This window comes from Anaerococcus sp. HMSC065G05, from assembly GCF_001812365.1.
Lineage (GTDB): Bacteria > Bacillota > Clostridia > Tissierellales > Peptoniphilaceae > Anaerococcus > Anaerococcus vaginalis.
This window is the reverse complement of sequence record NZ_KV808697.1, coordinates 76,364-87,558: the sequence shown is the minus strand read 5'-3', so window position 1 is coordinate 87,558 and position 11,195 is coordinate 76,364. Positions and strand designations below refer to the sequence as shown.

Genomic DNA, 11,195 nt, shown 5'->3' with positions numbered 1-11,195 from the left:
TTTTCATCTACTTTGTCTACAGTCTGAATCCTAGCTTTTTTGCTAGGATTGTTTTTTTAAAAAATTTTATTATTTTAACTTCAAAACTATTCCAAAATTTCTTCTACAACTGGAATTGGATTTGTTTTTTTATTTGAGTAGGAAAATGTATTGTAAAAACTTTCTATCCATTCATCTGTTAGTTTTTCGTCGTGATAAACTGTTGCGAGAATATCGTCTTTTTTGATTTTATCTCCTTTTTTCACTTTCATTTCAAGTCCTACTGCATAATTTATATTATCTTCTTTCTTTTCGCGTCCTCCTCCAAGTTTCATTGATAAAATTCCAAGATTCATGGAATGAATATTATCAATATAACCTTCTTTTTGGGATTTCATTTGAGTTTTAAATTTTGCTTGAGGCAAAAGGTTTGGATCTTCTATTTGTTTTACATTTCCGCCTTGGTATTCAACCATTTTCTTTAACTTTTCAAAGGCTTTTCCAGAATTTATTGCATCTTCAAGCATAGCTCTTGCTTCATTTTTATTTTTTGCAATTTTTCCTTGAACAAGCATAATCTCTCCTGCAGTCAAAACCAATTCTGTAAAATCTTTTGGACCATTTCCTTTTACAGTTTCAATTGCCTCTTTTACTTCAAGAGCATTGCCGATTGTATTTCCCAAAGGTTGATTCATATCAGTAATCATTGCCTTGGTGTCTTTGCCAAGTTTTTTTCCTATATTTATCATTGCATTTGCCAATTTTTTGGCATCTTCAATTGTGTGCATAAAAGCACCTTCTCCATATTTTACATCAAGTAAAATTGTGTCAGATCCAGATGCAAGTTTTTTACTCATTATAGATGATGCAATAAGCGGAATCGAATCGACAGTTGCTGTAACATCTCTTAGAGCATACAATTTTTTATCAGCAGGAACCAACTCTCCAGTTTGACCAATAATTGCAAAGCCAATTTCATTGACTTGTTTTTTAAAATCTTCTTCTTTTAAAAATACATTGAAGCCTTCAATTGATTCCAATTTATCAAGTGTTCCACCAGTATGACCCAAACCACGTCCGCTCATCTTTGCAAGTTTTAAACCACAAGCAGAAATTATTGGGCCAAGAGCAAGAGAAGTTTTATCGCCAACCCCACCAGTAGAATGTTTGTCAGCCTTTATTCCTTTTATATCTGACAAATCAATTACATCGCCACTATTCATCATACACTCTGCAAGTTTTGCAGTTTCATGATCTGTCATTCCATTTAAAACAATAGCCATAAGAAGAGCAGAAGTTTGATAATCAGGAATTGATTCATCCGTTACACCATCAATCCAAAATTTAATTTCCTCATCTGTTAATTCTTCTTTATTTTTCTTTTTTTCAATTATATCTACAAATCTCATCGTATCCTCCTAATTATATATAAATACCCATTTTTCATATTTTTGAAAAATTTATATAAATCAAGAGTTCTCTTTATCAATTAATTTTTCAATATTCTTATTAAGCCTATCAAGTTGTTTAATCATAAGCCAATTTTGTGCAAATAAGGCATTGATTCCACCACTAGCAAACATAGTAGAATTATTAAAAATAAGCTCCAAATCCTCTTTCTTTATTTCTTCTAGTTCATAATAATCAACAATTTGTTCAAACGCTTTCTCATTTTTCCTATCAAAAATCGCCATGTCATCCTCCAATCTATATAATGATTTTACCCCATATAAAAAATATATATAAATTTCTTTTTATTATGATATTATTTATATAGGAGGATTTTATGATTAAAAAATTAATTAAGAATTTTAAACCTAATCTTTTTAGGGTTTTTATTTTACTAATTTTATTTTTAGCAATGGGCGGAGTATTTTTGGCAACAAATATGAGTGGAGCCGTACTTTTGATTGGAGATTTACTTTTTATTTTTGTTACCTTGCTTTTTTCAGATCATTTTGACTTGTATAAGTCCAAAAAATATAAAAATCAATTTTTAATAACCGTAGTATTTACAATTATTTTAATATTAATTTTATCTATGGTTTTGGTTTCTTTGGATATGGATGTCAATGATTTTAAAGGATTTAAATCTATTTCTTTTAATTTATATATGCTAACTGGAGCTTATATTTTATCTTTACTTTATAAGGAAATTAGATATTTTTTGGATAAAATGGCAAAAAAATAAGAGGATTTATCAATAATTTTTATTTTTTTAGTTTAAAATAGTATTGCTATTATTCGAGAATTAGAATATAATATAACAATCTGAAAAGGAGGTCTTATAATGGATTATATTTCTGCTAGAGAAGCAGCTGATAAGTGGGGAATTTCACAAAGAAGAGTTGCTGTTCTTTGCTCTGAAAATAGAATCAAGAATGCAACTATGTTAGGAAATATGTGGCTTATCCCTTCTTCAGCTAAAAAACCTATAGATGCAAGAAGCACAAGATATAAAAACATTGAAGAAAAAACAGTTAAGCCTTTTTTGAAATGGGCAGGTGGAAAAGGACAACTCCTAAAAGAAATTGAACAATATTATCCTTTTGAAGACAGTAAAATAACAAAATACGCTGAACCATTTGTTGGTGGAGGTGCAGTTTTGTTTGATATACTTGACAAATATAATTTGAAAGAAGTTTATATTAGCGATATTAATTCTGAACTTATAAACACTTATCAAACAATTAGAGATTATGTAGAATGTTTAATTAAAAAGCTGAGTTTTATGCAAGATGAATTTATCCCATTAGATACAGCAAATCGAAAAATATACTATATGAAAAAGCGTGAGCGTTTTAATGAACTGAAAATTGATGATAACGAAAACGACAAAATTGAAAAAGCAGCATTAATGATTTTCTTAAATAAAACATGCTTTAACGGGTTATTTAGAGTAAATAAAAAAGGCTTATTTAATGTTCCTATGGGAGCGTATAAAAATCCTTTGATTTGTGATGAAAAAAATCTCAAATCTGTATCTGATAAACTACAAAAAGTTATTATAGTATGTGGAGATTACAAAAATTCATCTGATTTTATTGATAAAAATACCTTTGTTTATTTTGATCCTCCATACAGACCTATTACCGATACAGCAAATTTTACAGCTTATACCAAAAATTTGTTTAATGATGAAAAGCAGATTGAACTAGCTCGATTTGTTGATGATATGGATAAAAAAGGTGCCAAGATTGTAGTTAGCAATTCGGATCCAAAAAATACAAATGAAGAAGATAATTTTTTTGATAATATTTATTCGGCTCATAAAATAAAACGTGTTGAGGCTACAAGAATGATTAGCCGTAATAGCAAATCAAGAGGAAAAATTAAGGAATTACTTATTAGTAATTTTTAGGGAGAATTTGAAAAATGAAATATTTAGAATTATCGACATCTGATGAGAAGAATTATATTGAAAAATTTTATAAATCTTTCGAAACAGGTAGGGATTTTGAACTATTTTTAAATCATTTTTTGAAAATAGTTGGTTTCCAAGAGGTCGTAACAACAAGATATGTTGGCGATAACGGAATTGATTTGACTTGTTCTAAATCTGGGATTGATCTTCAGGGAATAGATACAATGAACTACTATGTCCAAGCAAAAAGATATAATCCCAAAAATAAGGTTCAAGCCAAAGAAATACGAGATTTAAAAGGAGCTACTAAGTTAGATAAGCAGGGAAATGTTTTGAATAACAACTATATTAATGTTTTTATAACAACATCTTCTTTTACTAAAGGTGCTATAAAGGAAGCTGAAAGCAATCCTAATATGCCAACCATCTTAATTGATGGTAAAACATTATTAAATATGTGTATAGATAATGGAATTGCATTTTCTTATAAACCAATATTTGAGGGAGATATGTTAAAAGAGATTTTGAAGCAATGTTCTAAAACGAATTTGAATGTGAAAAATTCTAATGACTATCTAGTTGAACGTAATATTACAGCAAATGATATTCGTGCAAGGATTTTAATAATTCCTCAGATAATTAGGAACTCTATTAATGAGACAGACTCCACTATAAATGTAGAAATAAACGGGAAATTTAAAAAGCTTAATTTAGATAAATCACATAGATATATTGGTGGTGTGACACAAATTTATAAAAATTGTGGATTGATTAATGATGATAATTCATTTGTTCAAAAAAGTCTAAATGGAATATTAAAGATGATAAATTAATTATTGTGATTGAATAGAGGAAAATAATATGAGAGATTTTAATGAATGGCTAAATGATTTTCGTTACAGTATTGCAGATTATGGATACTATATTAATTTTGAAAAAGTTTATAGAAATATTGATAGTATTAAAGTGGAACTCAACATTTTAAATTCACTTATTGGTTCCAAAAATATTGAAGAAGATTTTGAAAATCTTGTAAAAAAATATCCAGAAACATTAAAATGTGTACCACTACTATTAGCAGTTAGAACAAACGAAATATATGCAATTGATAGTGATGGAGATTTTAATTATAATTTTAAAAATCCTAATTTACCTTTTGAACAATATAAGACATTTATGCAAAAAACTGGTCTTTTCGATTTGATTGAAAATCATATAATCAATAATCTTGTAGATTATGCAACTGGTGTTGAAACTGGCCTTGATTCTAATGGTCGTAAAAATCGTGGCGGTCATTTAATGGAAAATTTAGTTGAAAGTTTTATTCAAAAAGCAGGATTTAAAAGAAATGATACTTATTTTAAAGAAATGTATATTCATCAAATCACAAATAAATGGGGAATAGATCTCTCCTCTATCTCTAATAAAGGTAAGGCTGAAAAGCGTTTTGATTTTGTAATAAAAACTCCATATATGATTTATGGTATTGAAACTAATTTTTATGGAAGTAGTGGAAGTAAATTAAATGAAACAGCTAGAAGTTATAAGACACTTGCTTTAGAATCTAATGAAATTAACGGATTTACATTCGTTTGGTTTACTGATGGAAAAGGGTGGAAAAAGGCACGTAATAATCTTGAAGAAACATTTGATGTTATGCAACACATTTACAATATCAAAGATTTAGAGGAAGGCATAATTAGTGAGGTTTTTAAATAATGGCGAAAAAAATAATAAAATGGGAGCCTGAAGATTTTGAATTAGAAATGACTACTCATTGGTCTTTTCCAAAGCGTGGAAATTGGGCAACCCATGATGCAAAATGGCGTGGAAATTGGTCGCCTTATATTCCCCGCAATATCTTGCTTAGATATTCTAAAGAAAATGAGCTTGTCTTAGATCAGTTTGCTGGTGGTGGAACTACTCTTGTAGAAGCAAAATTGCTTAATAGAAATATAATAGGCGTTGATGTAAATGATATTGCACTTGAAAGATGCAGAGAAAAAACAAACTTTGAGCACGAAGGGGCTAATGGAAAGATATATTTACGTAAAGGCGATGCACGAAATTTAAGTTTTATTCCTGATAATAGTATTGATTTAATATGTACGCATCCTCCCTACGCTAATATAATAAAATACAGTGAAGATATTGAGGAAGATTTATCTCTATTGAAAGTAAAGGATTTTCTAGAAGAAATGAAAAAAGTAGCTAATGAAAGCTACAGAGTTTTAAAAAATGATAAGTTTTGTGCTGTTCTTATGGGAGATACCCGTCAAAAAGGACATATGATACCTATGTCTTTTGATGTTATGAAGATATTTCAAGATGCTGGATTTAAACTAAAAGAATTAATTATTAAAGAACAACATAATTGTAGAGCAACCGGTTTTTGGAAAACTAATAGCGTGAAATATAACTTTTTACTTATTGCTCATGAATATCTGTTTGTTTTTAAAAAGTGAGAGATGCTCAAAATATATTTTATAAAATATTATATAAAATAATTAGATCCAATTCTATATATAAAAATATTTATAAATAAGCTAAAGGCTATAAACAATAAACTTCATAGCCTATTAGTCTTAAAAGAATAGAAAAAACTCAAACAAAAATACAATTATTCATTTTTTTATATTATTTTCATAAGTATTTTAAAATTTTAGAGCTCTTTAGCTCTTATTTTTTTCTATATCCCTATTTTTGTAAATCCAAAACTGTATTTGCCATAACTTCTACCGCAGGCTTTATTGCCTTATCTGAGCAGTAGAAATTTTTGCTGTGGAGGGCTTCTTTTTTGTGATTTTCTTCTCCGCTTCCAAACCAATAGAAAAATCCTGGAACTTTTTCCATGTAAAATGCAAAATCTTCGCTTGCCATGGTTTGTCCTTCTTTTATTATATTTTCCTCTCCCAAAATTTTTTCTGCTGATTTTAAAACTTTCTCATACATTTCTTCCGGATTATATACTAGGGGAATTTTTTCTGTGTATTTTATCTCATACTTACATTCATAGGCATCAGCCACATTTTTTACAATCTCTTCCATTCTTTTTATTGATTTTTCTAAAGATTTTTTTGAAAGGGACCTTATTGTTGCAGATAGATGGGCCCTATCTACAACTAGATTGTTTTCTGAGCCTCCATTTATGGAATTTACAGATAAAACTGTGGAATCAAATGGATTTGTGTTTCTTGAAATAATTGTTTGAAGCGCCATAACTATATTTGATGCGCAAACAATTGGGTCAATGTTTAAATGTGGCATGGAACCATGTTGGCCTTTTCCTATAATTTCAATTTTAAAATTAACCTTTGTGCTCATAAGAGGGCCTTTTTTTAAAACCACCTTGCCATAGTCAATTTCTGGCCAATTGTGAAGGCCCAAAATCTTGTCGATTTTCACCTTTTCAAAAAGTCCCTTGTCCAAATATTCCTTGGCACCTGTCGTTATTTCTTCTGATTTTTGGAAAATAAAAACCACATCGCCTTTTAATTTTTCTTTATTTTTTGATAAAAGTTTAGCTATAGCAAGGACAACTGATGTGTGATAATCGTGACCACAAGCATGCATTACCTTATCATTTTTTGATTTGTAGGAAATTTCTGTTTCTTCTTTTTGTAAAAGAGCATCAATATCTGCCCTAAGACCTGTAACTTCTCCGTTTTTTCCAGTATTTAGCCTTGCAATCAAACCAGTTTTTATTGGAAAATCTATAATTTCTATTCCATCAATTTTTTCCAGAAATTCACTAATAATTTTTGTTGTCCTAAATTCATTTTCTGAAACTTCTGGGTGCATGTGGATATCGTGTCTGATTTTTATTATTTCTTCTAAATCTTCTTTCGAAATTTCAAGCATTATTTGTTTAAAAGTCCTCCTTCTCCAAGTTCAATAAAATCTTCTTTTTTAAGGTCGATTTTCGCAAAAATTCTTGGCAAAAATATATCAAAACTTGTAAATTTTGCGTGCATACTTGCTCCTGGCACTCCAACCAAATAAGTTTTTCCCTTCATTCCAACTGTAAGCATATTTCCAGGTTGAACTGGCATGCCTTGGATAATAAATTTATCGGATAAATCTTTTATAGTTGATGGGGTAATATCATCAGGATCTACACTCATCCCACCAGAAAATACAACAAGGTCTACGCCTTTTTCAAAGTATTTTTGACAAATATTTTCTATATATTCTCTATCGTCTGGGCATTTTTCGATTCCAATTAATTCGTGGTCAAAGTGTGATAATTTTTCCCTAACTACCGGCTCAAACATATCTTTTATTCTACCTGTAAAAACTTCATTTCCAGTAATAATTACACCAACTCTGAGCTTTTGAAATTTTTTAACTTCAAAGATTGGCTCATATTTTTTTGCAATTTTTTTAATATTTTGAACCTGATTTTCTTCGGTAAAAAGAGGAACAATCCTTCCTCCAACCAAATTATCTCCTTCATTTACAATTGAATAAGAAGGAATTGTTGCAAAGGTGTAATCTCCTTCCATATTTAGGTCAAAAAGTCCCTTTCTGTTTATCACAAAAAGTCCGTAGGTCTTACTTTTAAAGCCAATTTTTCCTTCTGAAGGCTTGGTATAGAAAATATTTTCTCCAATCAAATCATCAGAAACTTCTCTTATCGCATCTTCTTCGTGGACAAAGCCCGGGTCAAGTTCACCGACAAATAAATTTTCCTTGCCTATATCTTTTAATTTTTCTATATCTTCTTTTTGGATTACATGGCCTCTTTTAAAAAGTACACCCTTAAATCCACTTGCTTTTATTCCAGTTAAATCATGAAAAAGCACATGACCCACTGCATCTTCTACTTTTATTTTTTTTAGCATAAATTCTCCTGTTTATAAATTTTTCCAAAAAATTACAAACCATTAAATATTTAATGGTTTGTAGTTTTTTTAATTTTCTATTACTTTATTGTTTTTTATTGAAATCATCAAGGATAGAATTGAAATTGCAATTTCTTCTACGCTTCCATCATCAATATCATAACCTACTGGAGCATGAACTTTTTTTAGTAAATCTTCACTAACTCCTTTTTCTTTTAGATTATCAAAAACTCTTTTCACCTTTCTTTTTGAACCAATCATTCCAAGGAATTTATAATCTTTGTCAATTACATTTTCTAAAACTTCCTCGTCATAATCTGGTGTACAAATTAAAATATAAGTGTTTTTGTTAAATTTATGGTTTGAAGCAAAATCTTTTGGATTTGAAATTACAAATTCTCTTATATTTTCCAAATCTTTTTTGTCTTCGAAATCTTCTCTTTGGTCAACTACGGTCACGTCAAAATTTGTATTTACAGCAACTCTTGCAAGCTTTTGTCCAACATGGCCTGCCCCAAAAATAATCAAACTGGGATTTGCCCTAAAAATTTTTATATATCCCTTGTTTCTTCCCCCACAAGACATTTTCACTTCTTGTTTTTCATTTAAAGTATAATCAAAAGATTTTTCTTCGTCATCTTCTAGAGCTTTTTTTGCTTGTTTAATAAGGTCAAACTCTATTGGGCCGCCTCCGATTGTCCCAGAAATTTCTCCATTTTCAAAAACTGCCATAGAAGAATTGTCCTTGCCAGGAGCAGAGCCTTTGGTTTCTGTAAGAATTACCAAGGCAACATTTTCTCCCCCATCAAGTTTTTCAACAATTTTTTTAAGAATTTGTATATCCATTTTCAATTCTCCTTTTTCCTATAAGAATAGCCTCAAGGCAGCCTCCACCAATAAGTCTTGCCTTATCAGAAATAGTTTTTGCATTTTTTGGAATAACTCTTGGATCAACATCTCCAATTTTTAAACCCTTTGTAACATAAGAGCCATTTCCAATCATGCCCCTAACCATTCCATCAAGTTGTGATTTTATTTCTTTTCCATTTACAAGAGCGACAACTTGGTCTTTTTTTACAACAGAACCAATATCTTCTATAACTTGGATTTGTCCATCATCTACCGCTCTTAAAATTCTTTCACTTGTAAAGCCTTTAATATTTCCAGGAATTCCTGTATTTTTTTCAGCAAAGCCTTCAAAAATTAATCTACCAAGGTCATGGCCTCTGTTTGTTTCAATTACATAATCAACATCAACTCCTGCCTCATAACCAGGTCCAAGAGCGATTGTAATGTCAGCCATATTTTTATTTGTTCCAATATTTTTTTTGGCAAGAGTTCCATCAACAAGAGCCATTGGTTTTATTTCTTCTAAAATTTCAGCCTTTGGATCAACAAAAACTGGAACTACATTTTCATCCCATGCCTTTTTAATTTGATCAAGACTAGAAACTTTTCTTGCAGTAAAATCTTCAATTTGTACTTCTCCATCAAAAATTGCTTGGGCGGTTGAAACATATCTTCTTATACATAGAGGTTTTTCCATTTCCAAAACCAAAACCTTAAAACCAGTTCTAAATAATTTTTGGATAGAACCAGTTGCAACATCGCCACCGCCCCTAAAAACTACAATATTATTTAGAGGCATCTTCTAATTCCTCCAAATTTTTGTAGGTATCAATATCCCACAATTCTTTAATATCGTCAATTTTAACTTCATTTTTATTATCATCCTTAACCAAAATCATTCCGCCTTGGTCAAAATCTAAAGACAAAAGACCTTCTCTGTATTCTGGTGAGAAAATTACAGGAGCTCCCCTTCTTTTTTCAGTTCTTGGATAGGTAATCAATTGATTTTCCTTATATTTTTCAATTAATTTATTTACAGTTTCAACTTTTAATAATGGTTGGTCAGCTACAAAAAACATCATAGCAGAATCCTTATCACAATTTAAAACTCCAAGCTTAATTGATGCAGATTTTCCAACTTCGTTGTTGTCGTTGAAAATCGCCTTAAATCCTCTTTTTTTGCCAGATTCAAGAATTTCATCATAAGATGAAACAAGGATAACATCATCAAAATCAATTTCTTCTACCAAATCAAGAGCCCATTCATAAAGTTTGTCTCCCTTAAAATCAAGTAAAAGTTTATTTTCTCCCATTCTTCTAGAAAGTCCAGACGCCATAATAATTGCACTAATTTTCATAATATTTCTCCTTTAAAATTGATCCATAAAAATATTTCAAATTTATTTTCTCTCTTAAATAACTTATTACCCCTTTTGCCTGATTTTTCTCAAAAATACTATCAGCTTGATTGAAGAAAACAAATTTTTCCCCACAAAAATTGCCAAAAATTCCAGATTTTATAAGTTTTTCAAAAACTTCTTCATCTACAATTTCACTTTTTATATTCTCCCTAAATTCATCAAAATTATAAATGAAATCAGGAGAAATTTTTTTACCATAAACTTTTATAGAAAAAATTCCAACAAGTTTATCTGTAAAATCATAAATAACTGGTTCATATTCTTTCCAAAATTTTAGGGGAAGATTTCTACATCCATCTGCTTCTATTATAATATAATCAAAGTCTTTTTTTATAGTTTTTAAATTATTTTCTCCAATAGACTTTAATTTATTAACTCCATCAAGCTTTTGGCCAATTCCTACAATCTTATTTTTAAAATCTTTTTTTATATAATCATCAAAAGATAAAAAAAGTTCGTCGACTTGGTCTTTTTCTGGAACTTTTATTTTTGTAGAAGTAGTAATTAAAACTGAACCTTTTTTCTTTAAAATATTTGCAAGATAAAACATAAGAGAAGTCTTGCCACCAGATCCTGTGATAGAAATCACATCATTTTTTTGATTTTTAAAATCTCATCTAAATTTTTTTCCATAATAAAATAAATTAAAGGACTGTGAAAGACAATTTTTAAAAAAGCAGAAAATCGAAATGCTAAGAATATCATGCGGAAAAAATTGTTTTGATTTCAAATTTAAAA

13 protein-coding genes are annotated in these 11,195 nt (G+C 29.5%); 5 read left to right on the top strand and 8 right to left on the bottom strand.

The features are described from left to right. Positions 1–86 precede the first annotated feature (86 nt). Both HMPREF2852_RS03725 and HMPREF2852_RS03720 read right to left on the bottom strand, forming a co-directional pair. The gene (locus HMPREF2852_RS03725) at positions 87–1,388 is read right to left on the bottom strand and encodes a pyrimidine-nucleoside phosphorylase (RefSeq protein WP_070605989.1); all 1,302 of its coding nucleotides are present in this window, start codon (positions 1,386–1,388) and stop codon (positions 87–89) included. A 60-nt stretch (positions 1,389–1,448) separates the two neighbouring features. After that, complete coding sequence (locus HMPREF2852_RS03720) at positions 1,449–1,673, bottom strand: hypothetical protein (RefSeq protein ID WP_070605988.1); 225 nt, start codon at positions 1,671–1,673, stop codon at positions 1,449–1,451. 92 nt (positions 1,674–1,765) lie between these two features. On the opposite strand from HMPREF2852_RS03720, the gene HMPREF2852_RS03715 reads away from it, so the two are divergent. The 5 genes from HMPREF2852_RS03715 to HMPREF2852_RS03695 all read left to right on the top strand — a co-directional run bounded on the left by HMPREF2852_RS03715 (position 1,766) and on the right by HMPREF2852_RS03695 (position 5,808). Beyond that, positions 1,766–2,170 (top strand): hypothetical protein, encoded by a 405-nt coding sequence (locus HMPREF2852_RS03715; protein ID WP_070605987.1) that lies wholly within the window; start codon positions 1,766–1,768, stop codon positions 2,168–2,170. A gap of 99 nt (positions 2,171–2,269) precedes the next feature. After that, positions 2,270–3,340 (top strand): DNA adenine methylase, encoded by a 1,071-nt coding sequence (locus HMPREF2852_RS03710; protein WP_070605986.1) that lies wholly within the window; start codon positions 2,270–2,272, stop codon positions 3,338–3,340. A gap of 14 nt (positions 3,341–3,354) precedes the next feature. After that, entirely contained in the window at positions 3,355–4,176 is an 822-nt protein-coding gene (locus HMPREF2852_RS03705; RefSeq protein ID WP_070605985.1) for a restriction endonuclease, read from the top strand. A gap of 28 nt (positions 4,177–4,204) precedes the next feature. Then, a complete protein-coding gene (locus HMPREF2852_RS03700; protein ID WP_070605984.1) occupies positions 4,205–5,062 on the top strand; it encodes a type II restriction endonuclease in 858 nt (285 codons plus the stop codon). Then, the gene (locus tag HMPREF2852_RS03695; protein ID WP_070605983.1) at positions 5,062–5,808 is read left to right on the top strand and encodes a TRM11 family SAM-dependent methyltransferase; all 747 of its coding nucleotides are present in this window, start codon (positions 5,062–5,064) and stop codon (positions 5,806–5,808) included. Before HMPREF2852_RS03700 ends, HMPREF2852_RS03695 begins: the two co-directional genes overlap by 1 nt. Before the next feature lie 232 nt (positions 5,809–6,040). On the opposite strand, the gene HMPREF2852_RS03690 is transcribed toward HMPREF2852_RS03695, so the two are convergent. The 6 genes from HMPREF2852_RS03690 to yqeC all read right to left on the bottom strand — a co-directional run bounded on the left by HMPREF2852_RS03690 (position 6,041) and on the right by yqeC (position 11,046). Beyond that, the gene (locus HMPREF2852_RS03690) at positions 6,041–7,204 is read right to left on the bottom strand and encodes a M20 metallopeptidase family protein (RefSeq protein WP_070605982.1); all 1,164 of its coding nucleotides are present in this window, start codon (positions 7,202–7,204) and stop codon (positions 6,041–6,043) included. Further along, positions 7,204–8,187, bottom strand: coding sequence for a molybdopterin-binding protein (locus tag HMPREF2852_RS03685; protein WP_070605981.1), 984 nt, complete (start codon positions 8,185–8,187; stop codon positions 7,204–7,206). The genes HMPREF2852_RS03690 and HMPREF2852_RS03685 overlap by 1 nt, the downstream gene beginning before the upstream one ends. A 69-nt stretch (positions 8,188–8,256) precedes the next feature. Continuing rightward, complete coding sequence (locus HMPREF2852_RS03680) at positions 8,257–9,033, bottom strand: XdhC family protein (RefSeq protein WP_070605980.1); 777 nt, start codon at positions 9,031–9,033, stop codon at positions 8,257–8,259. After that, entirely contained in the window at positions 9,014–9,835 is an 822-nt protein-coding gene (gene yqeB, locus HMPREF2852_RS03675; RefSeq protein ID WP_070605979.1) for a selenium-dependent molybdenum cofactor biosynthesis protein YqeB, read from the bottom strand. The genes HMPREF2852_RS03680 and yqeB overlap by 20 nt, the downstream gene beginning before the upstream one ends. Then, positions 9,822–10,394: a nucleotidyltransferase family protein gene (locus HMPREF2852_RS03670; protein WP_070605978.1), complete on the bottom strand. Its 573-nt coding sequence runs from the start codon at positions 10,392–10,394 to the stop codon at positions 9,822–9,824. Before HMPREF2852_RS03670 ends, yqeB begins: the two co-directional genes overlap by 14 nt. Then, positions 10,384–11,046 carry a selenium cofactor biosynthesis protein YqeC gene (gene yqeC / locus HMPREF2852_RS03665; RefSeq protein ID WP_070605977.1) on the bottom strand — a complete coding sequence of 221 codons (663 nt, stop codon included), beginning with the start codon at positions 11,044–11,046 and terminating at the stop codon, positions 10,384–10,386. The genes HMPREF2852_RS03670 and yqeC overlap by 11 nt, the downstream gene beginning before the upstream one ends. Between the last annotated feature and the right edge of the window lie 149 nt (positions 11,047–11,195).

Excerpts from the sequence above, each read along its gene's own strand:
- HMPREF2852_RS03700 (WP_070605984.1), top strand. The coding sequence starts at position 4,205 with ATGAGAGATTTTAATGAATGGCTAAATGATTTTCGTTACAGTATTGCA.
- HMPREF2852_RS03715 (WP_070605987.1), top strand. The coding sequence starts at position 1,766 with ATGATTAAAAAATTAATTAAGAATTTTAAACCTAATCTTTTTAGGGTT.
- HMPREF2852_RS03680 (WP_070605980.1), bottom strand. The coding sequence starts at position 9,033 with ATGGATATACAAATTCTTAAAAAAATTGTTGAAAAACTTGATGGGGGA.
- HMPREF2852_RS03710 (WP_070605986.1), top strand. The coding sequence starts at position 2,270 with ATGGATTATATTTCTGCTAGAGAAGCAGCTGATAAGTGGGGAATTTCA.
- HMPREF2852_RS03720 (WP_070605988.1), bottom strand. The coding sequence starts at position 1,673 with ATGGCGATTTTTGATAGGAAAAATGAGAAAGCGTTTGAACAAATTGTT.
- yqeB (WP_070605979.1), bottom strand. The coding sequence starts at position 9,835 with ATGCCTCTAAATAATATTGTAGTTTTTAGGGGCGGTGGCGATGTTGCA.
- HMPREF2852_RS03690 (WP_070605982.1), bottom strand. The coding sequence starts at position 7,204 with ATGCTTGAAATTTCGAAAGAAGATTTAGAAGAAATAATAAAAATCAGA.
- HMPREF2852_RS03725 (WP_070605989.1), bottom strand. The coding sequence starts at position 1,388 with ATGAGATTTGTAGATATAATTGAAAAAAAGAAAAATAAAGAAGAATTA.
- HMPREF2852_RS03695 (WP_070605983.1), top strand. The coding sequence starts at position 5,062 with ATGGCGAAAAAAATAATAAAATGGGAGCCTGAAGATTTTGAATTAGAA.
- HMPREF2852_RS03685 (WP_070605981.1), bottom strand. The coding sequence starts at position 8,187 with ATGCTAAAAAAAATAAAAGTAGAAGATGCAGTGGGTCATGTGCTTTTT.
- HMPREF2852_RS03670 (WP_070605978.1), bottom strand. The coding sequence starts at position 10,394 with ATGAAAATTAGTGCAATTATTATGGCGTCTGGACTTTCTAGAAGAATG.
- HMPREF2852_RS03705 (WP_070605985.1), top strand. The coding sequence starts at position 3,355 with ATGAAATATTTAGAATTATCGACATCTGATGAGAAGAATTATATTGAA.